Consider the following 25,590-nt stretch of genomic DNA (forward strand, 5'->3'; position numbering starts at 1 on the left):
ATCCCGCAGGTTCGCCTGCGGGAAAAGGGATACCAAAATGAAGACTATTTCGAACTCCACTCTGAATGACCACGTTCTGCTTCCGGACTACGACCGCTCAACACTTAAAAGCCGTATTGTTCACCTTGGTTTCGGTGCTTTCCACCGCGCACACCAAGCTCTATTCACCAATGAAATGCTGAGCAAAACAGGCTCTGACTGGGGCATTTGCGAAATCAACCTATTTGGTGGTGAAGACTTAATTCAATCGCTGCGCGCCCAAGACCACCTCTACACTGTGGCAGAGAAAGGCGCAGAATCGACAGAGGTAAAAGTGATTGGGTCAGTGACTGAATCACTCCATCCAAGCCTCGACAGCATTCAAGCGGTGTTAGAAAAAATGGCAGAGCCACAAGTAGCGATCGTTTCAATGACGATTACCGAGAAAGGCTACTGCGCCGACCCAGCGACGGGCACGCTTGATAAAAACAACCCGCTAGTCATTGCTGACCTTGTCAACCCAACTGAACCAAAGTCAGCACTGGGTTACATCGTGCAAGCACTGAAGATACGCCGTGAACGCGGTCTGACGCCATTTACCGTGATGTCTTGCGATAACGTGCAAGAGAACGGTCACGTAGCAAAAGCAGCGGTACTTGAGTTCGCTCAACTGCTCGACCCAGAATTGCGCGACTGGATTGAAACCAACGTTACCTTCCCTTGCACCATGGTTGACCGCATTGTGCCAGCAGCAACCGAAGAGACGCTGACTGAAATCGCTGAGCTACTTGGCTGTGAAGATCCATGTGGCATCGCTTGTGAACCATTCCGCCAATGGGTTATAGAGGATAACTTCGTGGCAGGTCGCCCAGATTGGAACGTGGCTGGCGCAGAATTTGTTGCCGACGTTGTGCCTTACGAAGAAATGAAGCTGCGCATGCTAAATGGTAGCCACTCGTTCTTGGCCTACCTAGGCTACCTTGGTGGTTATGCGCACATCTCTGACACCATGACAGATGAAGGTTACCGCAAAGCGGCATTCGACATGATGATGCAAGCACAAGCCCCTTCTCTGACCATGCCAGAAGGCACCGATTTAGAAGGCTACGCCAAGCTGCTTATCGAGCGCTTCACTAACCCAAGCTTGAAACACAAAACATGGCAAATCGCGATGGATGGCAGCCAGAAGATCCCACAACGCATGGGCGGCAGCTTACGATTCCATCTTGCTCAAGGTTCTAACTTCTCTTGGTTAGCAACAGCGATTGCAGGTTGGATGCGCTACGTATCTGGCGTGGACGAGCAAGGCAACGACATTGATGTTCGCGATCCAATGGCAGAGACACTACGTCAGATTTGCGACCAACACGGCTTGAACGTTTCTGTTGTGCCTGCGTTGCTCGCTGTTGAAGCCATCTTCCCTGCAGAGCTTGGTCAAAACCCACAAGTGATTGATGCGGTGAGCAGTGCTTACCAATCGCTAATCGATAACGGTGCTCGTGCCACTGTCGCTGCGTTGTAATAGGAGTTAACGATGAAGAATTTCTTGTGTGAAGACTTTTTACTCTCAAACGAAACTGCACGTCGCTTGTACCATGAGCATGCGTTCCACCAGCCAATTTATGATTACCACTGCCACCTAAACCCAGCGGAAGTGGCGCAAAATCGTCAGTTCGATAACTTGGGTCAAATCTGGCTTGAAGGCGATCACTACAAATGGCGTGGCATGCGCTCGGCAGGCATTGAAGAGCGCTTGATTACGGGTGATGCGAGCGATTATGACAAATACATGGCGTGGGCGAAGACGGTTCCTCAAACCTTGGGCAACCCGCTTTACCACTGGACGCACCTAGAACTGCGTCGCCCATTCGGCATTACCAATACGCTGTTTAGCCCAGACACCGCTGACCAAATTTGGCATCAATGTAATGAGCTGCTTGCGACACCTGAATTTACGGCTCGCGGCATCATGCAGCAAATGAACGTCGTAATGGCGGGCACGACCGATGATCCTATTGATTCACTAGAACACCACAAAGAGATCGCAGAAGACGACACCTTTAACGTTAAAGTGCTGCCGAGTTGGCGTCCGGATAAAGCGTTCAAGATTGAATTGGACGTGTTTGCGGATTACATGCACAAATTGGGCGAAGTAGCAGACATTGAAATTCGCCGCTTTGATGATTTATTGAGTGCGCTTGATAAACGTTTGGCACACTTCGATGCACATGGCTGTCGTGCGGCAGACCACGGCATTGAGATCGTCCGTTACGCGCCAATTCCAAGCGAAGCTGATTTAGATGCGTTGCTGACCCGTCGTTTGAGTGGCGAAGTACTGTCAGAGCTTGAATGTGCGCAATTCTCTACCGCAGTTCAAGTTTGGCTCGGCAAACGCTACGCACAATTGGGCTGGGTCATGCAGCTTCATATTGGCGCACAACGCAACAACAGCACACGCATGTTCCAACTACTAGGTGCTGATGCTGGCTTTGACTCGATTGGCGATCGCCCATTTGCTTTTGAACTAGCACATCTATTGGATGAAATGGACCAAACCAATGAGCTGCCTCGCACCATCCTTTACTGTTTGAACCCTCGTGATAACGAAATGATGGCGACCATGATTGGCAACTTCCAAGGTGGCGGCATCGCGGGCAAAGTGCAGTTTGGCTCGGGTTGGTGGTTCAACGATCAGAAAGATGGCATGCAACGCCAAATGGAACAGCTTTCTCAACTTGGTTTGCTCAGCCAATTCGTCGGCATGTTAACGGACTCGCGCAGCTTCTTGTCTTACACTCGTCACGAATACTTCCGCCGCATCTTATGTGACATGGTCGGTCGTTGGGCAGAGAACGGCGAAGTTCCAAATGACCTATCGTTACTTGGTCCTATGGTCGAAGACATCTGTTTTGGTAACGCAAAACGCTACTTTGAAGAGAGGGCGTAACCAATGAAGCACATCGCCATTATTGGTGAATGTATGATTGAGCTGAATGGCAAACCGTTCGGCTCAATGCATCAAACATTTGGTGGGGATACGCTCAACGCTGCGGTTTATTTGAGCCGCGGCTGCGAAGCCAATAACAAACCTGATGAAGTCAAAGTCTCTTACGTTACAGCGCTTGGCAAAGACCCAATCAGCACGGGTATGCTGACTCGCTGGGAAGACGAAGGCGTCTCAACAGATTTAGTGCTGCGCGATGAGATTCGCACGCCGGGTTTGTATTTGATTCAGCTTGATGACCAAGGCGAGCGTACGTTTCTATATTGGCGCAATCAATCAGCAGCACGTTACTTACTTCAACATCCTAACTTTGGCCTGGTTAAGCAAGCATTAACTCAAGTGGATGCGGTGTTTCTCAGCGGTATCTCTTTAGCCATCTTGCCAGAAGAAGACCGAATTTCACTGCTCAACTTATTGGTCGAACTTAAAGCCCAAGGTGTTGAAATCGCTTTTGATAGTAACTTCCGCCCAGCACTATGGCCTCAAGACAATAATCAAACCGTCAAAAACGTTTACCAAGCCATGTATCAACTGACGGACGTTGCCTTGGTGACTTTTGATGATGAGCAATTGATCTGGGGTGACGAAACACCAGAGCAAACCATTGAACGCCTTACCTCTCTTGGCGTGGGCAAATGCATCGTCAAGCTCGGCGCAGATGGCTGCTTAGTTCAAGACTCAACAAATCAGGGTTCGAGCGCGGCTCTGGCTCCACAAGCCGTGCCAACCCAACCTGTCGCTCAAGTGGTGGACACCACATCGGCGGGCGACTCATTCAATGGTGGCTTTTTATCGGCTTACCTTGCTGGCGCCGATCTCGCGACTTCATGTCAAAGAGGCAACGCCCTAGCAGGTGCTGTGATTCAACATCGCGGTGCCATCATTCCCAAAGCATTCACACAACCGGCGCTTGGCGTCGTTTAAGGAACATTCATGTCTAGCATTAAAGAACAATTGAAAGCTCTGAAAGTCATCCCAGTTATCGCCATTGATAAAGCAGAAGACATTATCCCACTGGGTAAAGTACTGGCAGAAAACGGATTACCAGCGGCTGAAATCACCTTCCGTTCAGCAGCGGCTGCAGAAGCGATTCGTCTACTGCGTGAAACCCAGCCAGACATGCTGATTGGCGCAGGTACGGTACTGAACCGAGAGCAAGCAATTGCAGCAAAAGAAGCAGGCGCAACCTTTATCGTATCGCCTGGCTTTAACCCAAATACCGTGAAAGCGTGCCAAGAAATCGGGATTGATATCGTACCGGGTGTAAACAACCCAAGCACAGTTGAAGCCGCACTGGAAATGGGATTAACCACCTTGAAGTTCTTCCCTGCCGAAGCCTCTGGCGGCATCAACATGGTGAAATCACTGCTCGCGCCATACACCGACATCGAACTGATGCCTACTGGTGGCATTAATCCTGCGAACATCAAAGATTACTTAGCTATCCCGCGCGTATTGGCATGTGGTGGTACGTGGATGGTAGACAAGAAACTGATCGAAGCGGGCAACTGGGAAGAGCTTGCACGCCTGACTCGCGAAGCAGTAGCGCTTGTGAATGAGTAATGATTGGTAAGTAATCTCAGGCTCTTGAGTAACCCCTTAGCGAATTAGATAAAGTGCCCAGCCCTCCCTTTGTGGAGGGCTGATTCGTTCAAAGCATTACTCAATTGATTGGGTTATCGCGGTAAGTAGATTCCTGATCTCGCCGAGGCTCGTCGGAATGACAAATATCTCCCTATTCGTCATCCTGAAAAGCGAGGCACGAGCGTGATTCAGGATCTACTCACAGAGTGAATCAAACTCTAAAAAATTGGCAACTTTGAAGGATGACCATTGCTTACTCACTTAATGGAAATAACTCAAAGAACAACACTCTAGGGAAATAAATGGAAAACTGGTTAGCACAAGGCATTGGTGGCATCGCGTTTATGGTTGGCGTAATGGCCTTCTGGCAGAAAGACGACATGCGCTTTCGCTATCAGATGATGGCGTTTTGTTTCATCATGGGTATTCACTTTACCCTGATGGGCGCAACCGTCGCCGCCATTGGCGTGATCATTAATGGCATTCGCAGTTTCGCCTCAATCAAAACTCAATCACGTAAAGTAATGTGGTTCTTCATTGCTCTTATGTGGCTGATGACCCTACCAAACATCACTCACTTTTTTGAGCTACTCACGGTAATCGGATCGTCCGTCGCCACTTGGGCGCTCTTTTCCAAACAAGGCATCACGCTACGTAGCTTAATTTTGTTTAATTCCTTCTGCTGGGTCAGCCACAATATTTGGCTTGGCTCTATCGGTGGTTCATTAGTCGAGAGTACATTTATCATCACCAATTTACTGACCATATATCGCTTGTATCAATCGAGTAAAAATAATAACCAAACACAAACTTTAAATCAGGGCTAATGTATTTAGCCCTTTTTCTCACCTGATAATAATTTTGGCATAAGCGATAACAACCATAGCGTTACATAGAATTTGGAATCGACATAACACAAACTTAAGGTGCTGATTTTAAACGATTTAAACAACAATGAGTAGACTACAAAACTAAGATCACATTTAATTTGGTCAACCTATTTTTAATTATATATTGAGTTAAATCACCTAAATAAAAAATATGGTGATCCAAATCTTCAGTTTAATTTATTTTGGTTAACCAAAATTGCACTAATTACTAATATTGGTCTGGAAAAACAACTATACCAACATTAGGACAGCGACATGAAACGCCTTACCCAACTCACTCCTATCGCAGTGGCGCTTGTTCTCGCAGGGTGTAATTCATCCGACGATGACAACAGCTATGTTCAACCAGAAGTCTTCTCTCGAGTACACGACGTACTCAGCGTTGACGGCTATCAATTTAGAGATTCCAATGGCAACGGAACGTTAGAGCCGTTTGAAGATTGGCGTCTCACACCGGAAGAACGCGCCACCGATCTTGTTAGCCGAATGACGCTTGAAGAGAAAGCCGGCATGATGCTTATCGACACACTAAACTCCGGTGAAGGCGGTGTCGTGACAAGCAAAGGTCAAGACATGATCGCCGATGCTCAGATGACCCGTTTTATCTTCCGTAACAACGTGGTGGAAACCCCAGTAAACGCGCCAAACTGTGATAGCGGGCGCTCTGGCTGCCAGATTTCACCTAAAGAAGCAGCGACTTTCATGAACAGTGTTCAAGAGCTGAGAGAGAAAACCCGCATGGGTATCCCTGCTCTATTTAAGTCCAATGCACGCAACCACATCGACCCATCCGCAAAAGCGGGTATCAACGTCTCTTCGGGTGCATTCTCGGCTTGGCCAAAAGAAGCTGGACTTGCAGCCACTCGCGATATGGCGCTGATTGAAGAGTTTGCGGGCATCATGAATGAAGAATGGTCATCGATTGGTTTACGCAGTATGTATGGCTACATGATGGATTTGGCGACAGAGCCTCGTTGGTACCGCGTACATGAAACCTTTACAGAAGACGCGGATCTTGCGGCAGATATCATGCGCTCTTTGATCAACGGTCTACAAGGTGGCGGAGCCATTGACCAAGACAGTATCGCCCTTACGATCAAACACTTTCCTGGTGGTGGCCCTCAAGAAAACGGCGGTGATCCTCACTACGACTTTGGGCAAAACCAAGTCTATCCAAAAGACAACTTTGATTATCACTTGATCCCGTTTATTGCCGCAATTGATGCTGGTGCCTCTTCGATCATGCCTTATTACGGCATACCAGTAGATCAAAAGTGGATGCCAAATGATGTGGGCATGTCCTTCTCTAAAGGCATTGTGACCGATCTGCTGCGTGGTGAGCTGGGCTATACCGGCAACGTTAACTCCGATACAGGTATCATCGGCGACCGTGCGTGGGGTGTGGAAGATAAAACCATCGACGAGCAAGTTGCGATGGTTATCGAAGCTGGCGTCGACGTTCTCTCTGGCTTTAACGATAAAGACGTCATCGTAAATCTGGTCAACAAAGGACTGATTGACGAAGAGCGCGTCGATCTTTCAGTGACTCGTCTGGTCAAAGAGCAGTTCCAACTTGGTTTGTTTGAGAACACGTATGTGGACGTCGATAAAGCCCAAGAGATTTTAGGCAACGCCGAACATCAAGAACGTGCAGACTACGCTCAGAAGAAATCCGTGGTTCTGCTGCAAAACACAGACAAGACACTGCCGCTCGCCAAACCAAGCGCCGACAAAGCAGTTTCGCTCTACGTGATGGGTATGGATGAAACCATCGCTGGTGACGAGCGCTATGGCTTTGATGTGACCTCAGGTGATTATGAAGATGGTGAAGCTCGCCCACCAGTACCAGCAGGCACCGATTACGCCGTTATTCGCGTGCGTGTTTCCAATGAAGGTGCGGACCCTGAGCTTATCTTTGGTGGTGCAAACCCAGATGAACTCGACCTGTTGGCATTCAGCCAAATGGCAACCGCAGCATCTTGGAAAATTGAGCCAAGTCTGACCGATATCCAAGCTGTCATGAGTGAAGTTGGCGCAGAAAATACCGTGCTTTCGATTAACTTCCGTCAACCGTTTGTATTGGATGACGCAAGTAACATGAAAAAGTCGGGCGCAATCTTAGCCACCTTCGGTGTATCAGACAGCAACTTAATGGAAGTCCTTTCAGGCAACTTTGCTCCTCAAGGCAAGCTTCCATTTGCACTGGCAAACAGCGCGCAAGCGATTTTGAACCAGCACTCTGACTACCCAGGTTATGACGAAGCCGACACCTTGTACGAATTCGGTCACGGGCTAAGTTACGAATAACCTTTTACCCACCTAACTAGGCAGTGTCTCGGCGCTGCCTTTGTTGGATCTACTTTAGGAATAAACCATGGAACACATACTGCAGTTAGACTGGGTTGACCAAAGCATTCCCCATAAAGTTTGGGTGGAGCAATACTACGACGGTTGCCGCATTTGTTTAAAAGTCGTCAAGGATGTTGAGCCAGAAATGCTCTCACTGATTGTGCCTAATATTGATGTAAAAAGCGTTCGTCAGGCATGGCAAGGCAAAGCTATCAACGTTACACCTGCTTATGATGATGGCGTACTTTTCACTCAAACCCGTTCATTATTCAACCTCCCTCATGGGTGCGTGATTTGGGCAGTGACTCATATCAAGATGCAAAATGGTTTGAAGATGTCCGCAGACAAACTCTGTTTTGTACCAAAACACTCAAAGCAAGATTCTCGCTTTCAACAAGAGCATCATGCTGAGGCATGTTAAATCAGCAAGGTCAGCCCAGTAGCTGACCTTGTTTTTGTTTATTCTTGAAGGTTAATCTCTGAGCTTACACTTCATAAGAGGTGCCTCATATCCCCATTGAACGGCAACCATTCCTTCGTCCTCGTATTGAACTTTTTCGTTTCGACCCAAGAAGAGACCATCTTTATCTGAGGCTGCCATAAAAACGGAACTGTCACCAAACTCAGCCATCAGGGTAGTTGGATCCGTCATATAACGTGTTAGCACCACTTCTTTCGCTTTATTTCCGTCACAAGCGTAAAATTCCGCCCCAAAGTTACCGACGAGTCTATAACGCGTTTGAAGTTCTGCAATTCGGTATTCATATTCCTGCTTCAAACATTGTTCTTCATCATTACTCTTCCAACACTCATTTCGCCCTCGAATCCAACCAACTTGCTCAGCTTTCAGCGTGTGTTGACCAGCTTGTTTATCGTCCACCGCTTTCGCCTTTTTGTAGACTTCGGACATCTGTCTATCAAGCTGGCTCAACATTTCACTTTGACAAATGGCTTGCTCAGCTCCACTTAAAGAATCATTGTTGCAATCGAATGATGGACTGGCTGCACTAGCGCCAGCAGTGAAAAAACTCATCGTCAACGCCACTAAAATGTTGGATACCTTCATAAAATCTCTCCCTGATCTTCCGTCATCTTGAGTCTAGTCAACTTCTTTTCAAACTGAGAAACAGAGACTTGTTCAACGTTTAAATGATGAAGTAAATAAGGTGAGTTCAAGGCATGTGATTAGTGCCAATAAAAAATATATTTATCCCCAGATCCCAATGACAGTATTTGTGATATGGCTTCGAAAAGTTGCTGAAAAAATAGAGGGGAATACAGCCAGGCATAGAGTAAACAAAGCACGGGGAAATTATTGCTTTTCTTTTGAAATCATACGCCTAAGAAGTACCTCGCAATATGCACCAAGCCTCCTATTGTCAGAGCTTTGTCAAGACTCGTTAAGCGGGCTGATCCACACATGAAACCTTCACACCACGGTCATAATCTAGGGTCTAAAATTACTCTTGAACTCGTGTCTACGGACGAAATTTTCAATCGCTATTGTGGGAGGTTGTAATGGAAAAATACTGTCCAGTTTGTCAAACCGAGATGATTGATCGCAGCAATTATTTCATCTGTCCGAGAAATAACATCGGCGAATGTGCTTACGACGGCTACGAGGACCACCACAGTCACTGCTGTCATGATAACCAAGAACACACTCATGAAAGAGAGTTGGTTACTTCGGTCTAAACAATCTTAGAAAAACGACGTATAAAAATGCCACTCAGTGTTGAGTGGCATTTTTAATAACAAAGCGTAGCTGATTTAATTAAGGACAACTCAACGGGATAGTAGCCACCACATCACTATAATCATCCACCTTAACCGACACGTTATAACTATCGCCCTCAGTCGGAGTAGTACATGTAACCGCTACATCATACGTACCGTCTAGACTATTGAACTGAGCATCACCGAATGTTGCAATGCCCAATTGATTGATAATGCTACTCGCAAAGCGAACACTAATATTATGCCCTCCATGCGTAATGATGTTGCCAGAGCTGTCTCGTAAGGTAACAGTTATCGTTGTTGAATCTGTTATCGAGGCAGGAGTCGCGCCACTTTGAGCAACATCGACTTGAGTAACAGTGAGCGACACCGTATTTGTCAGTACTAAATCCCCAACGGTAGCACTCACGACATAACTGCCAGCAGTATCTGCAGTAACTGACACCGTGTACGTACCATCACCATTATCTACAGGAGTACCATAGCTTAGCCCCGTACCTTCCGGGCTCAACACCAAATCACCGTAGCTTTCTGTGTAAGCACTGCCATCAGCTTTCTTTAAAGCAACCGTGATAACTGCACTATGATCGCCACCCACACCAAAGGTAGAAATATCACTTGTGATGGTAGACTGAGAATCACTTGGCGGTAAAGCCTCAAATGTGAGGTTTAGCATGCCAACGGTTCCTGAGTCATAGGTCGCAGTAACAGTGACCTCACCAACAACACTAGAGCTAATGTTGCTTGTGTACACCCCATCGCTAGTATTCACTAAATCAGTCATATCAGCAGAGCCCGCTGTAATCGTGAGCTCAGGACTGTTCGATGCTGGAACAAACGCATTGCCAGCGTAGTCTTGCAGCGTGATGGTCAATTGAGCAGTACTACTGCCATCTGCCGCGATGGTGGTGATATCGGCTTGCAATGTCGACTGTGATAAATCAATGACGGCATTAAAAGTAAGCTCAATATCATTAGCCAACTGAGTGCCACCTATACTCGCACCAAGGGTATAAGCACCTGCGTTCACCGTTGTAAAGACAGCCGTATACGAGCCATCACCGTTGTATGTTTTTGATTCTTCCGTTACCCCACTAGGCACAGAGAATGAAATCTCCCCCGCGGACGATGTATAGTCAGCACCATTGGTGTCTTTTAGCTGAACCGTTACGGTGATCTGGTCACTACCATCTGCATTCGCGGAGTCTTTATCACGGCTGAACGCTGCTGCAGATAGATTTAAGACTTGAGCATAAGACAAAGAAATAGAGCTGGATAAATGGGTTCCCCCAATAGATACTCCTGCTGATTTAGTACCGGAGATCGAACTAGAGAAACTCACAGTATAAGTACCATCACTATTATCTTGAGAAGTAACTACACTCACGCCTGCTGGTAATGAGAGGTCCAGAGTACCGCCTGAACTTGTGTAGTTGTTACCTTCCGTATCTTTCAATTGAATGGTTACTGTGATCACATCGGATCCGTCGGCATTGGCAGAACTCTTGTCCGCGCTGAACGCTGTATTTGCTAGATCAAGGACAGGAGAAAATACGATGTCGATTGAATTACTCAATCTGTCGCCAGCTAAAGAGGCACCAATAGTAAAGCTCCCTGAAGTCGTACTTGAATACTTCGCCGTATAGCTTCCATCGCCGTTATCTGTCGAAGAGATCAGAGTCAATCCTGAAGGTTCATCAAACGATAAAGTACCTGCGGAGCTAGTGTAGCTTTGCCCTTCAGAGTCTTTCAGTTGAACCGTCACCGTGATCACTTCACTACCGTCAGCATTTGCAGAACTTTTATCACGAGTAAATTCAGTGTTGCTGAGGTCAAGAACTGAAGTAAATTCAAAGGAAATGGATTCAGTAAATTTACTGCCATCCAGTGATGCCCCGACAGAGTAAGATCCTGAAGTCAAACTCTTGTATTTCACTGTGTAAGAGCCATCCCCATTATCTTGGCTACCAACCTGAGTTAACCCAGTTGGTGTATCGAATGTGACTGTACCGCCAGAGCTGGTGTAATCATTCCCTTCTTTGTCTTTTAGCTGCAAGGTGACAGTGATAACGTCAACGCCATCTGCACTAGCTGAACTCTTATCAACTGATAGATCTGCGCTGTCGGTATCTAACACCGGAGTAAACTCGATATCGATGTTATTAGATAGCGCACTACCGGCAATGGAAGCCGTGATATTGAAGGTTTGTGACGTTTTACTAGTGAACACTGCGGTGTAAGTGCCGTCACCATTATCTTGAGAAGACGCCAAAGTTAGCCCTGTGTGCTCGCCAAACGTAATTTCACCACCAGACGATGCATAGTCATTTCCATCCGCATCTTTGAGCTGAACAGTGACCGTTATTTGCTCACTTCCATCAGCATTGGCGGACACTTTATCTCGGCTAAACACGGCATTTGAGAAATCGACCACAGCCACAAATTCCACCGTAGCAGAGCCTCCTAATGCATTGCCATCAATCTCTCCGGAGATAACCACTTCTTGCGCTTTTGTTGAGGTTACTTTAGCGCTGTATGTGCCATCACCATTGGAGGTAACATCTGAGATGACTACCCCTTCAGATGGCTCAGCCGTCAATGTCAGAGTGCCGGAATTTGATTCGCGAGCCGTACCAAACTCATCTCGTTCCTGAACAGTAATAATGATTTCTGCGACACCGTCCGCCAGCGCTTCTGTGTTCTCAGCAAAAACGAACGTTTGAAGGTAATCAATCGGCAATTCAGCAAGACAATATTCGTTAGAGCTTGGTAACTGAATATCAAAAGTTATCGCGTTATCCGCACTGGTCGTAACGGTTGTACGTTCACCCCAGTAGTAACGGCTCTCGAAGTAAGAGTAGGCGGAACCGATGTATTCAATTGACTCGACCGCATCACCCTGCGTGCTGTTACCGTCAGCGTCTGTTCTTCCCCATAGGTAATGAGAATAGTCTCGGTTGTACATCCAGAAATACGTATCAGGTGCTGCTTTAAAGCGTGTGACAGCCATATCATCGTCGGTACATACCAAACGGGTCTTGATGGCTTGTTCAATTTTGTCACAAAGCTGAAGCGACATAAGAGAAATGTTGGTGGTATCTGCTTTGGCAGTAAACTCCACTTGGGCCCAAGTTTGTCCTCCGTAGTAGTAGAGACGATATAACCCGTCTTCGACCAAGTTGGAGAAAGTGATGGTATCTCCATTCATTTGGCCCGAAGTTTCGTAAGAATAACCAGAGTAAAGGTAGTAGTAACCTGAGTCGACGGTTTGAGTTTTCGTTTCATCGATTGGACAAACTAACGACAGTCCGGTTTCGATATCAATACGAGGAGGGTTTACAATATTTAAGGTCACCTTGAAGGATTTAGTCGAGTCACTCGATACACCAAAACAGAAGTCATCGAGATCGAGCCCCTCTGTTCCATCGGCTACTTCAATGACCTCACCGTCCACTTCAATCGACGCTAATAAACTGTTGCCTTGGCTATCCAGTAAATCAAAGTGACCAGCGAAGGCAGGTACTCGATTGATATTTAGCTTCTCAGGGTTATCACCCCAACCCGAAGGTTTGTAAGCCCAACCACCGCCAGCTTTGGCAAAGGAAAGGCGCAGTTTTTGATTATTGGGGTCACCATTTGCATCCACAACATCGACATCAAGTTGACAGCGATCTTGTCCGTACCAATCCAGATTGTAGTATGAGAGGTGAGTGATTGGTTTCGAGACGGTAAAGGTGTTTTCGTTTTCTTGCTCTATAACGGCATCACCTTCGTAGCGCCATTTACCCATTGAGTCGGTGTAACTCCAAATAGGGATCGTGCCATCGTCTAACGCCAAAGGCTCGCCCGTTTGCGGGTTCACCGTGGATTTTGGCACTTCAAACTCCAAATTGACGCCTTCTCCATCGAATGAAGACACTTTGTTACCGCTTTCATCGCCAATCTCAATCGCCACAAAACCGGCAGAAATAAAGGTCACGCTGTCAGGTGAGGTGATATCGCTTGGGAGCTCGCCATCAAACCCGTCTGGCGATAAACCACCAGGGAAAAGGTATAGCGGGTTATTCTCATCGTCAGCTAGGCCTTTTGGATCCGCTGAAAATAGCATCATCGAAACAGAAACCTCTCCTACAGGCGTAAAAGGCTGTCCATCTTCACCGATGAATCCTGTTCCTGCAGGAATCGACAACTTAGCGGTCGCACCATCAAGGATTTTACCTCCGTCCGTGCTGTCATCTTTGGCCACCGTTGCAACATCAACGGAAGAGCGGGTCACGTGCCCATCTAGCTCAACACGTTCTTCAACAAATGTGGTCGCCTCCTCCGCTGTTTCTGACTTAGGGACAATCTCAATCCAGTAATTATCCGACATGGTGGTTTGGGTAAGATCAAACACTTGAGAGTTAGAGAAGAAGCCATCACCTCTTACAATCACCGTCATTTTAGCCACTCCACTATTCACATCGCTGGCGTTATCGACGTCAAAGGTGAATGGCACAATTCCAGACTCAGGAACCACCACGACATTACTTTGAAATGCTTCCCCTTGATGGAAACCAGCCACTTCTCTTCCTAAAACATCTTGCACTCGAACGGCAAACGTCTCATCCTGATTAGCAACATCAAAAACAAACAGCAGTTCTAGATTGGACATTTCTGTCTCATCGACTCGATTAGAGACGTTAAGTGATAAGCTTTGTTGGTGAGAAATTTGAGATGTTAATGAGGTGGTCGTTTCAGTGATAGAGTCATTACAGCCAAAGACGGTAAATAATGACATTACTCCTATCAAACAATACAACCACGCCCTTCTGCACGTGTTGATCGTAACCATAAACTAGCCTTTATATTTATATGAAACACAATACATATAAATAGCAGCTAACTAGTACACCTGCAGGATGTATGGATAAAATCATACTCAGAGCACATTAAGATGAAACGAATGGTTTGGTATTCATTCTCAGCGTCTTACTTAGATAAAACGAATAAAAAACACCACATCTTTCAACATGGTGCTTTTTGGGGGAAACTCAGGGTTGGTTTACAACACGGCTTTGCGGCTTGGTAGGAACACTTCGCCTAACATACAGCGTACAGAGCCACCACCAATCGATTCTATGGTAGAAACGTCAAATGGCAGCAATTTACCGTGTGTCGCTAGTTGATTTCTTTGTGCTGGAGAGAACGCATCGTAAGCTGATTGAGACATAGCAATGACCTTATCGCCGCGTACCGTTTCCAGTTGTAGAATGTTGCCGCAGAACTGGTTCATCTGCTCAAGTGAAATCGAGATAACCTGCTTGTCTTTCGCCAACGATTTAAGCACAAAGCGGCGCTCAAACTCAGGGATCACCTCATCACAAATCACGCAGAACTGCTCACCCACCGCCATCATCACGTTAGTGTGGTAAATCGGTGCGCCAGAAGGCAAACGAGTTTGGAACGAAATGACACGATCATAGCCAATGCGCTTGGCGTAATCTTCTAACACCAGACGATCACAACGTTGCGAGAGCGCGGCATAAACGGTCTTATTGAAGTGGTCAAACACCATCACGCCTGTGCTTTCTAGATAGGCTTCTTCATCTAGATATTCGGTCAGTGAGTCTTGTTGATGCACTTCTCGACCCGCGTGCGCTAATGCAGCGACCAACGCATCTGGGCGAACCTCATGCTGACGGTTTTCACACGCCATCGGGAAGGTATACAAAGTACCTTCTGGGGTAGTGCTAAACCAGTTATTCGGGAACACTGCATCTGGCGTAGCGATGTCAGATTGAGGGTAATCAAACTCAACCACTTGCACGCCTTCGTTTCGCAAGGTCTCAACCATCGCAACAAATTCAGCCATGGTATTACGTGAGACTTCTTCTTGGGTTAGCGATACTTGGTGTTGAAACTCGTTGTCTTGCGCAGTTTCTTCGTTAAAACGAAACTCTTTCGGCGGCACCATCACAACACAGTTCGCGGTATGACGCAGAGCACTTTGCGTGCTTTCTTCTTTTCCATGTGCATTCTGAGGCACTGATTCGTGTAATAGCATCCAATACATTCCTTTTCACTAGAATGATGAGATTGTAAATTTATTGTTAACTTCAGTTTTGCTGTTTTTAATAATAATTCCCTCACGCAGAAGTAATAATTACTGGAAAAGCCACCATTAACCCGACTTTTTATTGTCACTTTGCCGATTTACTGTTTTGTGACGCGTGAATGGTCATCTCAAGAATAATGCACTAGCGAATTCTTTATAACCAACTAGTTACATTTAAAAAGCAATCGGTTAGACTATTTTTTCGCCTCTCACACATACGCAAAAACGTCTGCTTTTCTGGCTAGCAGACCACAATATGTCTTATCTCATACTCGGTATTAACTGCTTCGTCCAAGGCAGGAAGAATTGATGGATTCAATTACTGAGATGGCAACTATTAACTTTAGGATGAGTTATGTTTAAACGATTTGAAGGCTTTACTGAGCCGTTCCCCAAATCACAGCCTGATCAACCCCCTGCGGGGATCTTTGCGTTTTTACGCCATTACACGCGCGGCTTTGAGAAACCGCTGATCATTATGTCGATCATGTCGACGATTGTGGCTATCGTAGAAGTCTCTCTATTTGGTGCCATGGGTCAGTTGGTTGATTGGCTGTCCACCAGCAACCCAGAAACCTTTTTGCAAGACAACAAAGCGGACCTTATTTTCTACGGCACCTTACTGCTGGTTATCATGCCGATTTTGGTGGTGGTTTACTCTCTGCTGATCCACCAAACTCTGCTGGGTAACTACCCAATGTCGGTTCGCTGGCTTGCGCACCGTTACTTGCTCAATCAAAGTCTGAACTTCTATCAGGATGATTTTGCAGGTCGTGTTGCCACTAAGGTGATGCAAACCTCTCTGGCGGTGCGAGAAACCGTCATGAAGACGATGGATGTTTTCGTCTATGTCTTGGTTTACTTCACCAGCATCATCGTGATGTTGGCCGCCGCTGACTGGCGCTTGATGATCCCAATGTTGGTTTGGCTAATGGCGTACATCGCGATTCAGATCCACTTTGTCCCGAAACTAAAGGCCGTGGCTACGGAGCAAGCAGATGCACGTTCAACCATGACAGGTCGCATTGTAGACAGCTACACCAACATTCAAACCGTTAAGCTTTTCTCGCACAGTAAACGAGAGACCGAGTACGCCGAAGAAGGCATGAAAGGCTTCTTAAATACCGTGTATCGACAAATGCGGTTGGTAACCGGCTTCGACGTTGCGGTGGAGATCTCCAACTATCTATTGGTGTTCTCGGTAGCTGCGCTATCGATTTATTTGTGGTTGGATAGTGCGATAAGCGTTGGTGCCATTGCGATTGCTGTCAGCTTAGCCCTGCGTATCAACGGCATGTCGATGTGGATCATGTGGGAAGTCGGTGCCCTATTTGAAAACTTGGGTACCGTCGTAGATGGCATTAAGACGCTGTCTAAACCTATCGACATCAAAGACAAAGCCAATGCGAAAGATCTGCAAGTGCCTCAAGGCGGTATTCACTTCGACAACGTGAGCTTCCATTATGGTGAGAAAAAAGGCGTGATTAACAACCTCGACCTTAATATCAAACCGGGTGAGAAAGTGGGCTTAGTTGGGCGCTCTGGCGCAGGTAAATCAACCTTAGTGAACTTGTTATTACGTTTCCACGATGTGGAAGAAGGCAGCATCAAGATTGATGGGCAAGAAATCTCAAGCGTCACGCAAGATTCTTTGCGCTCGAAGATTGGTATGGTGACACAAGATACGTCCCTGCTGCATCGCTCAATCCGCGATAACATCTTGTATGGCAATCCAGATGCAAGTGAAAAGGACCTGATTAAAGCGACCAAGCAAGCGCACGCACACGAGTTTATCGAAACCCTAACCGACCCGTTCGGCAACGTGGGTTACGACGCACAAGTGGGTGAGCGTGGTGTGAAGCTGTCTGGTGGTCAACGCCAGCGTATTGCGATTTCACGCGTGCTGCTAAAAGACGCACCTTTACTGGTGCTTGATGAAGCGACTTCAGCACTGGATTCAGAAGTTGAAGCCGCCATTCAAGAGAGCTTGAACGAGCTGATGCAGGGCAAAACGGTTATCGCCATCGCGCACCGTTTGTCGACCATTGCGCAGATGGATCGCTTGATTGTGCTCGATAAAGGCAACATCGTGGAGCAAGGCACGCACAAAGAGCTTATTGCCAACAACGGCATTTATGCACAGCTTTGGGCACACCAAACGGGTGGTTTCCTTGGTGAAGAGTTAGAGAGTTAATGCGCTTCAATACCAATAAATACCCCAAAAAAACGGCGCTCTAAGCGCCGTTTTTTCTACGATTTTACTATATCCACTTAAGCCATCCAATATTTCACCACACACAATTAGTGATCACGATCACTAAAAATCTCATTTATGAAACACTTTTATGGGTGCAAGTCACAAAATTTCTGGTAGTATAGCGCCCCGTTGCGTAATCGTTAGCAGTGGACACAACGCAGAGTAGCAAGCTGGATTCATTTGTAATTTCACTTTTTGAGAAACAGCTATACTCAATTGATGGCTTAGTTATTAATCTAATAATAAGGTAATTAGCTTATGTGTAAATGTGGTTCAATGCAGATCGTACAAGTAAAACAAAGTTGGGCGGATAAATTATTCGGCTACTCAGAGCGCTGGAAATGCCAACTTTGCCGTAAGGTCTTCCGCTTCTAAAAGCACAATAAAAAATAATCTTAGAGTTTCTAAGAAAAAGCAGTGGCCCGACAATGATTGTCGGGTTTTGTTTTTTGGCGCATTCCAATTCTCCCTCCCCAAATAAATCCAAGTGAGCTCAACCTAGCATCTACCTATCGCTTAGGTATAAAATCATGCCCACTTATTACTTCATCAATTCATAAATAATCGGTCACTATGAACAAAAGTTTGCTGACTAATATCCTTGCTATCGCCATGATGGGTGCGGGATATCACATTCAAAATGATTACCTTTGGTACGCGGGTCTGTTCGCTTTTTCTGGCGCTATCACTAACTGGCTAGCCATTCATATGCTATTTGAAAAAGTACCCGGCTTATACGGATCAGGCGTCATTCCAGCACGTTTTGAAGAATTTAAATTGGCCATCAAAAACTTGATGATGGAGCAATTCTTTACTGAAGCAAACATCGACCGTTTCCTAAATAAAGAAATGGCAGGCGGCATGAAAATCAACCTTGAGCCTGTGATCGAGAAAGTCGATTTAAACCCAGCCTTTGATTCATTGGTCGAAGTCATCGAAGGCTCTCAGTTTGGTGGCATGCTTGCAATGTTTGGCGGTGCAGAAGCACTGCAACCCATGCGCCAACCGTTCGTGGAAAAAATGCAAGAGTCGATTATTGAGCTAAGCAAGAGCGACACCATTAAGGAAGCACTAAAAGAGCAAATGGAATCGCCTGCAATGATGGATGAAATCAAGCAGAACATTGAAAGCATCATTGACCAGCGCCTGAGTGAGCTGACACCCGCTTTGGTTAAAGAAATCGTGCAGAAGATGATTAAAGAGCACCTTGGTTGGCTCGTGGTTTGGGGCGGTGTGTTTGGTGGCCTTATCGGTGTACTAACCACATTCGTAAGCGCATAAAAAACTAACCAGAACTTGATATACGAAAGGAGCCTCATGGCTCCTTTTTTGTGTCTGATATCGACGTATCCCCAATCTTATTAACCGAGTAATTCAGGGTTCACACCAAATCCCGTCTTATGTTCTTCGATAACCACTTCACTTCGAGTTTGGATCACGCCCGGTAGTGTCCCAAGCTTACTCGACATAAATTCCTGATAAGCCTTCATGTTCTTTACTCGAACTTTAATCATGGTGTCGAAATCACCTGACAACGAATAACACTCTTCAATTTCAGGCATGAGCTCTACCGCTTTGGCAAATTTCTCGAAAATCGAGAAGCTGGTTTGATCAAGACGAATATGAATAAACACCTGTACATCTAGGCCAAGCTTCTCTGCATTGAGCTCTGCGTGATAGCCATTTATGTAGCCTTCTTTCTCCAGCCTTTTTACGCGTTCAGAGCATGGTGATGTGGTCAAGTTCACTTGCTTTGCTAATTCCACCACTGGAATTCGCCCTCGAGAATGCAACACTCTCAAAATTTGTAAATCAATTCTATCTAGTTGATAACTCATTAACCACATCCTTGTAACAACCCAGGAGCCACCAGATTAATAGTAACTATTCAGTTTGCAAATAGTGAAATATACATCGTGTGAAACCCATATAAATTTAACGATTGCCCCGTACAAAAAAGCACCAACCGTTCCAAAAATGAAAACTTTTATGTATGTAATTTATAAATATATTGAGCAAACTAGGTAACTTTATTTATTAGATAAATTTGTTAACAAAAAAATGGAATGGTGAACTTTGAAGAGAAAAATATGAGCTTTTAAGAAAAGAATTGAGCCAAATTGTAAGGCAATAATAGGCAAAAATATCAAGGAGAAAGCAATGTTAACCCTACAACTCGCGTACAAGCCGTTTGGTGTTGGCGAATGGACGTACACGACCGTTTCGCACGAGGTCGCAAAGTCACTGGCGTCTGAATATGCCTCTTATGGCTGGCCAGTCATGATCGATGGATTACCTTTCGCAACAGAAAAAGAGCTGGCTGCGTAAACGCCGATTACATGATCGCTGATGTCTGTCGCGCTGGATGTTGAACCACTTCACCAATAGCGCGATGGTTACAACAGCGACAGTAGTATTGTGGTTCCATCTCGTAATAATGTTCACCAGTTACGAACTTGGCCATTAATTGTGTGAAGCTCACCACTTTCCCTGTCAGTGTTTGGATTTGCTCTGGTTCACAACGCTTCATGATCACTTTGTGCTGCGTTGCTCTTCTACAAGCTGAGCAATAGATATCCGGCATTACAATCTCTCCCTGTATTTTTCGTTACTACTGACAATTGACATATTTTGTTCAAAATAATTCCACAATAAAAAAGCCCCTTCTCTTTTTTGTGTCCTAACTCCAAAAATTTCCGTACACGCGCCCGAAAACTGAGACCTTGGTCAGTCCGCCTGCTTTCGGACCGAACAATGAAAAATAACACCTATGTATGCAATACAATGAACCATCACACACTACATATTATTGAGTGCTTATCTTTACATTTCTCTACAGAAAACTTCACACATTGGATTGAAATAGAAGTAAGGGGGTCGTTATGCGAATTTAAGCAATTTACAGTGTGAATTATGTCCTAATCAGGTCAAATTTCATGTGCAGAATGTAATTTCAAAACACATGCTAGACTTCATCACCCCATCACCAGACGCGTTAGTGATCGTGACTTAGTAGTGTCCCACGCTCTCTCCCTCAAGAACGATGTTTAACGTGATTCGCGGTGCCCAACCCAGAACCAATGAAGCGGGTGTTCAATTCCCATTTAGCTATTTAAGATACTTGGATGCTACTTCTGACCAGATCTTGATGTCTGGAGCACCCAATCCGTGAGGTAAAACCAAGATGCCAGCACAACCCACTCTCTTCACCGAACGACTTATTCTTCGCCCATTTCATCACAACGATTGTGAGCGTGTAGCTTTGCTCGCTGGTGAAAAAATCATCGCAGATATGACCGCTAACGTCCCACACCCTTACGAACCACCAATGGCAAAAACATGGATAGATGGGCATGGCCCTATGTTCTATGAGCGCAGAGGTGTCGTCTATGCCATTACATCGCGTAGCACAGGGGAACTGCTTGGTGCGGTGAGTTTACCGAGAATAGAAGACGGGTACGGTACATTGGGATATTGGATTGGCGTGCCTTACTGGGGAAAGGGTTATGCTTTTGAAGCATCTAAAACCCTAGTTGAGTTTGCTCAATCATATTTCGAACTCGTCGGTATTCGTGTGATGCACTTAGCAGAGAATCAACGCTCAAAGTCAGTGATAAAGAAACTAAATGTGCCTTATATAGGAAACAAAATCCTTGGCATGCAAGGCGTAGAACGCGAAGTTTGCGTCTACCAATGCAGATTTGATGCGAGTAACTAAACCTGAAAGCGTTCCGCAAACTAAAGAAAGCACTGAGTGTACGGTGGGACTTGCCTCTTAGATTTGTTGTTCAGCGAAACTAAGCGGCTCTCATCGTGACATTATGATGTGCAAAAGATAACTAGATAGAACATGGAGTCATTGGCATGGAAAGCCTCGCGAAATCTCTCAATCAACTAGGGTTCCGCTGTCATGCGTTAGATAGAAAAGTCAAAGTAGAACTCGGTAGCTTCGGGCAGTTTGTTTACATTGTAAAAGATTACCAAAGCGGTTGTTATATCGTTCAAAGTCACGTAACCATACAACTGATAAGCTTTGTTTTAATGCTTGGTGTTGGCTTATATGGTTTGGCTGCTCAAGGAAGTGCTCTTAGTGCGGTGATTGCAGCGATTTCTCTTGGCGGCTTAATCAACCTAATCTTAATCGAAGTAAAAACGCTTCCGCTTAAACGAAACTTACAACAACTATCGAATATAGGCTTAGAAGAGGTGGAGAATAGTCATTGATACGCTACACCACGAAGGAACCCTATCAGTTTCCTCACACTTACTCCGATAAAAGTGGTTAGCGCAATAAATAAAATAACTTGAACATAAGAGTGATAACTGAGAATGCTTAATACAAAAAAGCCAGCAGTGATGCTGGCTTTTCTCTCTCTTAGTCTTGAGCGACTTTCACGCGAATCTTGCTTTTCGCTACGCTGGTCATGTTCAGCGCTTCCAGTGCAGCAATCGCTTCTGCTTCATCTGGCATGATCACAAAGCCGAAGCCTTTTGATAAACCGGTTTCTTGATCAAGAACCAATGTACAAAGTTCCACTTTGCCGTGCTCAGAGAACAGTGCACGCATGTCTTGCTCAGTCGTTTGACGAGCCAAGTTTCTTACTAAAAGTTTCATAATGAACCTAGTGATTTGAATAACCATACAATTCTCTCAGGTTCTTCCAAGCAAACCAAGTGAATAATATTGTGCGAACAACTAGATCATTCTAAGTACATCTGTTTAAATGATTTTTCGTTTATTTTTCACCCAAAGGAGAGCCGGAATGGAAACGAAACGTCTTAAGCTAATTCCCGCTTGTTTAGAGCGTGCAGAAGAGGCACATCAAGCGGTATTACGAAGCCAAAAGACACTCGAAGTGTATCTTCCTTGGGTACCACATGTGCTCACACTAGAGGCCATGATTGAGGGAACAGAAAAAGCCATCGCGAACTTTGAAAATTTCGAAGAGGAATTACGTTACTTCATCATTGAAAAAGAGAGTGATCGCTTAATTGGTGCCGTTGGCTTAATGATTAAAGATCAGGAAGTACCCTCATTTGAAATCGGTTACTGGCAGGATGATAGCGCTGTAGGTAATGGCTATATTTCTGAAGCGGTGCTTGAACTAGAGCGCTACGCGTTCGAGGACCTTGGTGCGAGACGCATTGCGATTACCGCAGATGCAAGCAATGCTAAAAGCCGTGCCGTCGCAAAGCGTTGTGGTTATGACTTTGAGGGTGAGCTTAGACACGATCGTGTTTCTACCTCAGGAGAACTGAGTAACACGGTAGTTTACGCCAAAATCCGTCATTAAAAGCAAAAAAGCCCGCGATGGTCGCGGGCTTTGTTTTCACTTGAGAATGATTAGTCTAGCTCAACCAATTTCTTCTCGTATTCTTTGTGTTGCTCAAGCACTTCTTGCGCTGCACCACCAGTCAACTTACTTACAACAACGATCGCAATTGTTGAGAAGATGATACCTGGTACGATTTCGTAAACGTCGAACCAACCGCCTGTTAGCTGTTTCCAAACAACGATAGTCACGCCACCAATTAGGATACCTGCTAGTGCGCCGTTACGGTTCATACCACTCCAGTAAAGGCTAAGCACAACTGCTGGACCAAACGCAGCACCAAAGCCTGCCCAAGCGTAAGATACAAGACCAAGAACAGAGCTGTCTGGCGTCATTGCTAGGAATAGCGCAATAAGAGAAATCACGATAACGCCTACACGACCGATCATTACCACTTCTTCAGACGTTGCATCTGGCTTAATCACTTGCTTGTAGAAGTCTTCTGCTAGAGCTGATGAAGATACTAGAAGCTGTGAATCCGCTGTACTCATTACCGCCGCTAGGATTGCCGCCAATAGGATACCTGCAATCACTGGGTGGAATACCGTGTTCACCAATAGCATGAAGATTTTCTCGCCATCATCAACCTGCATACCAGGGTGACCAGTTACCCACACTAGACCAACAAGACCAACTAGCATTGCACCCGCCATAGAAAGCGCAGTCCAACCCACAGCGATACGACGCGCTGTTGTTAGATCTTTGTTTGAACGAGAAGCTTTAAAACGCGCTAGGATGTGCGGTTGACCAAAGTAACCAAGACCCCATGCCACCAAAGAGATGATCGCGACAGCCGATAGAGGCTCACCTTTTACGTCGTTCCATAGCGTTAATAGCTCTGGGTTGATGTTGTGCATATCCGTCGCTAGTTGACCTAGGCCACCATCCATAACGGCAACAGGCACGATCATTAGCGCCGCCGCCATCAATAGACCTTGTACCAAGTCCGTCCAAGATACCGCTAGGAAACCACCAAATAGCGTGTATGAAACCACACACACCGTACCAACGATAACGGCAATGCTGTAATCCAAGCCGAATACGGTCTCAAACAGTTTACCCCCTGCTACCAAGCCTGAGCTGGTGTAGAAAAGGAAGAATAGAAGAATGAAGAACGCAGAGATTGTCTGAATCAGTTTCGACTTATCGTTAAAGCGACGCGACAGGAATTCAGGCAGCGTTAGTGCATCCGTTTGAATGCTGTACGTACGTAGGCGTTTTGCACTGATTAACCAGTTTAGCCATGTACCCACAAGCAGACCACCTGCTAGCCAGAATGCTTCAATACCTGCTGCATACGCATACCCCGGAAGACCAAGTAGCAACCAGCCACTCATGTCTGATGCGCCCGCAGAAAGTGCCGCTGGCCATGGACCAAGGCTACGACCACCTAGGAAGTAGTCAGATGAATTGGAAGTCCTCTTATACGCGTAAACGCCAATGGCAACCATAATTAGTAAGTACGCCACGAAAGTGGTCGTGATAGCAAAGCTATTTTCTATCATTTGATAGTCCTCGTTATAATTATTTCCTTCCTTGCCCTCTTTGATATTTTGCCATCGCAGCAATACATCAAAGCAAGAGATACCAATCCGGATAAGCTCTCAGGCCCTTTTGATTCAGATTGGTATCACAAGTCAGGTTAGTGGGAGTCGCTTCCCAACTCGAGTAGAGTCGCGTTACCGCCCACTGCTGTAATATTTATCGTTCGAGTACGCTCAGTAATGAAGCGCAACGACAGATGAGGATCATGAGTCAATGTCGGTGACTCTAAATCCGTTTCAGAAACTAAGCCGACGATGGCACCGTCACGCTTAGCCAGTTGCAGGTTAAGCGCGTGCTCAACCTGTGAATGCCCAACATAACCCACACTACGTACGTCACTGTCTAACAACGGGGAAGACGCATCGTACGCAACCACTTGGACTAAGTTAGATGGGAAGTTTGCTGACGCCACAGCATGCTTAACCAATTGATTAAGCTCTGCATTGTCACTGCAAATCACCACACTGTTGCCTGCAATCAAAGCACAGGTGATCATTGCAAATGTGCTGTACAGTGCGTTCTCTGTGTGTTCTAGGTTGTTTTCACAAACGACCAAAGCCACACCGCGACCCGCTGTGTACAGCTCGTTAGTTTCACCCGTAGGGCCCACTAACTGATGAGTTTCTGCCAACAGAGACGAGGCTTGCTGTAAGTGGTAAGACACCACTTTGCCAACCACGCTATGCTGCTCTTCAATGGCAGATTTAAATGCCAGCAAATGCTCGCATTTGTAATCAAAATCGGTCAGATTCCACTGCTCCCACGCAGAGAATGCATCTTTAAAAAACGTGATCTGATGAACCATAATGCGACTC

22 protein-coding genes are annotated in these 25,590 nt (G+C 45.9%); 14 read left to right on the forward strand and 8 right to left on the reverse strand.

The window, feature by feature from the left end; translation table 11 throughout:
• The first annotated feature begins 37 nt into the window (after window positions 1-37).
• The 7 genes from GXP65_RS03975 (at window position 38) to GXP65_RS04005 (ending at window position 8,227) form a co-directional block, all read left to right on the forward strand.
• Window positions 38-1,501, forward strand: a complete 1,464-nt coding sequence (locus GXP65_RS03975) for a fructuronate reductase (RefSeq protein WP_162092075.1) — start codon at window positions 38-40, stop codon at window positions 1,499-1,501.
• 12 nt (window positions 1,502-1,513) lie between these two features.
• A complete protein-coding gene (gene uxaC, locus GXP65_RS03980; RefSeq protein ID WP_162092076.1) occupies window positions 1,514-2,926 on the forward strand; it encodes a glucuronate isomerase in 1,413 nt (470 codons plus the stop codon).
• 3 nt (window positions 2,927-2,929) lie between these two features.
• Window positions 2,930-3,907, forward strand: coding sequence for a sugar kinase (locus GXP65_RS03985; RefSeq protein WP_162092077.1), 978 nt, complete (start codon window positions 2,930-2,932; stop codon window positions 3,905-3,907).
• A 9-nt stretch (window positions 3,908-3,916) separates the two neighbouring features.
• Window positions 3,917-4,546, forward strand: coding sequence for a bifunctional 4-hydroxy-2-oxoglutarate aldolase/2-dehydro-3-deoxy-phosphogluconate aldolase (locus GXP65_RS03990; protein ID WP_005429019.1), 630 nt, complete (start codon window positions 3,917-3,919; stop codon window positions 4,544-4,546).
• A 323-nt stretch (window positions 4,547-4,869) separates the two neighbouring features.
• Window positions 4,870-5,394 carry a YgjV family protein gene (locus GXP65_RS03995; RefSeq protein ID WP_010453753.1) on the forward strand — a complete coding sequence of 175 codons (525 nt, stop codon included), beginning with the start codon at window positions 4,870-4,872 and terminating at the stop codon, window positions 5,392-5,394.
• A gap of 318 nt (window positions 5,395-5,712) precedes the next feature.
• Window positions 5,713-7,764: a glycoside hydrolase family 3 N-terminal domain-containing protein gene (locus GXP65_RS04000; RefSeq protein ID WP_162092078.1), complete on the forward strand. Its 2,052-nt coding sequence runs from the start codon at window positions 5,713-5,715 to the stop codon at window positions 7,762-7,764.
• 67 nt (window positions 7,765-7,831) lie between these two features.
• Window positions 7,832-8,227 (forward strand): hypothetical protein, encoded by a 396-nt coding sequence (locus tag GXP65_RS04005; RefSeq protein WP_005429015.1) that lies wholly within the window; start codon window positions 7,832-7,834, stop codon window positions 8,225-8,227.
• Between the two features lie 51 nt (window positions 8,228-8,278).
• On the opposite strand, the gene GXP65_RS04010 is transcribed toward GXP65_RS04005, so the two are convergent.
• Window positions 8,279-8,872, reverse strand: coding sequence for a lysozyme inhibitor LprI family protein (locus GXP65_RS04010; RefSeq protein ID WP_162092079.1), 594 nt, complete (start codon window positions 8,870-8,872; stop codon window positions 8,279-8,281).
• 452 nt (window positions 8,873-9,324) lie between these two features.
• Between GXP65_RS04010 and GXP65_RS24990 the strand changes: the two genes are divergently transcribed.
• Window positions 9,325-9,501 (forward strand): hypothetical protein, encoded by a 177-nt coding sequence (locus tag GXP65_RS24990; protein WP_005429013.1) that lies wholly within the window; start codon window positions 9,325-9,327, stop codon window positions 9,499-9,501.
• A gap of 79 nt (window positions 9,502-9,580) precedes the next feature.
• Here the strand turns inward: GXP65_RS24990 and GXP65_RS04015 are convergent, their stop codons facing one another.
• Window positions 9,581-14,323, reverse strand: coding sequence for an Ig-like domain-containing protein (locus tag GXP65_RS04015; protein WP_162092080.1), 4,743 nt, complete (start codon window positions 14,321-14,323; stop codon window positions 9,581-9,583).
• 264 nt (window positions 14,324-14,587) lie between these two features.
• On the reverse strand, window positions 14,588-15,589 hold the full coding sequence (locus GXP65_RS04020) for an arginine deiminase-related protein (RefSeq protein WP_005429011.1): 1,002 nt from the start codon (window positions 15,587-15,589) through the stop codon (window positions 14,588-14,590).
• A 406-nt stretch (window positions 15,590-15,995) separates the two neighbouring features.
• On the opposite strand from GXP65_RS04020, the gene GXP65_RS04025 reads away from it, so the two are divergent.
• Window positions 15,996-17,834, forward strand: coding sequence for an ABC transporter ATP-binding protein (locus tag GXP65_RS04025; RefSeq protein ID WP_162092081.1), 1,839 nt, complete (start codon window positions 15,996-15,998; stop codon window positions 17,832-17,834).
• Between the two features lie 636 nt (window positions 17,835-18,470).
• Window positions 18,471-19,178 carry a hypothetical protein gene (locus GXP65_RS04030; RefSeq protein WP_038888680.1) on the forward strand — a complete coding sequence of 236 codons (708 nt, stop codon included), beginning with the start codon at window positions 18,471-18,473 and terminating at the stop codon, window positions 19,176-19,178.
• An 80-nt stretch (window positions 19,179-19,258) separates the two neighbouring features.
• Here GXP65_RS04030 and GXP65_RS04035 read toward each other — a convergent pair whose 3' ends face one another.
• A complete protein-coding gene (locus GXP65_RS04035; RefSeq protein ID WP_005449899.1) occupies window positions 19,259-19,735 on the reverse strand; it encodes an Lrp/AsnC ligand binding domain-containing protein in 477 nt (158 codons plus the stop codon).
• Window positions 19,736-20,057: 322 nt separating this feature from the next.
• Here GXP65_RS04035 and GXP65_RS24995 point away from each other — a divergent pair, with 322 nt between their 5' ends.
• Window positions 20,058-20,225 carry a hypothetical protein gene (locus GXP65_RS24995; RefSeq protein WP_005428989.1) on the forward strand — a complete coding sequence of 56 codons (168 nt, stop codon included), beginning with the start codon at window positions 20,058-20,060 and terminating at the stop codon, window positions 20,223-20,225.
• Window positions 20,226-20,232: 7 nt separating this feature from the next.
• Here GXP65_RS24995 and GXP65_RS04040 read toward each other — a convergent pair whose 3' ends face one another.
• Window positions 20,233-20,481 (reverse strand): hypothetical protein, encoded by a 249-nt coding sequence (locus GXP65_RS04040; protein ID WP_038888678.1) that lies wholly within the window; start codon window positions 20,479-20,481, stop codon window positions 20,233-20,235.
• A gap of 600 nt (window positions 20,482-21,081) precedes the next feature.
• Between GXP65_RS04040 and GXP65_RS04045 the strand changes: the two genes are divergently transcribed.
• Window positions 21,082-21,615, forward strand: coding sequence for a GNAT family N-acetyltransferase (locus tag GXP65_RS04045; protein WP_045371333.1), 534 nt, complete (start codon window positions 21,082-21,084; stop codon window positions 21,613-21,615).
• 146 nt (window positions 21,616-21,761) lie between these two features.
• A complete protein-coding gene (locus GXP65_RS04050; RefSeq protein WP_045416343.1) occupies window positions 21,762-22,121 on the forward strand; it encodes a hypothetical protein in 360 nt (119 codons plus the stop codon).
• 151 nt (window positions 22,122-22,272) lie between these two features.
• Here GXP65_RS04050 and GXP65_RS04055 read toward each other — a convergent pair whose 3' ends face one another.
• Window positions 22,273-22,512: a hypothetical protein gene (locus GXP65_RS04055; RefSeq protein WP_005428980.1), complete on the reverse strand. Its 240-nt coding sequence runs from the start codon at window positions 22,510-22,512 to the stop codon at window positions 22,273-22,275.
• 148 nt (window positions 22,513-22,660) lie between these two features.
• Here GXP65_RS04055 and GXP65_RS04060 point away from each other — a divergent pair, with 148 nt between their 5' ends.
• On the forward strand, window positions 22,661-23,191 hold the full coding sequence (locus GXP65_RS04060; protein WP_162092082.1) for a GNAT family N-acetyltransferase: 531 nt from the start codon (window positions 22,661-22,663) through the stop codon (window positions 23,189-23,191).
• Between the two features lie 50 nt (window positions 23,192-23,241).
• Here the strand turns inward: GXP65_RS04060 and putP are convergent, their stop codons facing one another.
• Window positions 23,242-24,735 carry a sodium/proline symporter PutP gene (gene putP, locus GXP65_RS04065; protein WP_051117699.1) on the reverse strand — a complete coding sequence of 498 codons (1,494 nt, stop codon included), beginning with the start codon at window positions 24,733-24,735 and terminating at the stop codon, window positions 23,242-23,244.
• 137 nt (window positions 24,736-24,872) lie between these two features.
• Window positions 24,873-25,580: a 1-pyrroline-5-carboxylate dehydrogenase gene (locus tag GXP65_RS04070; protein WP_038888670.1), complete on the reverse strand. Its 708-nt coding sequence runs from the start codon at window positions 25,578-25,580 to the stop codon at window positions 24,873-24,875.
• Between the last annotated feature and the right edge of the window lie 10 nt (window positions 25,581-25,590).

Source organism: Vibrio sp. LB10LO1 (assembly GCF_010092875.1).
Lineage (GTDB): Bacteria > Pseudomonadota > Gammaproteobacteria > Enterobacterales > Vibrionaceae > Vibrio > Vibrio campbellii.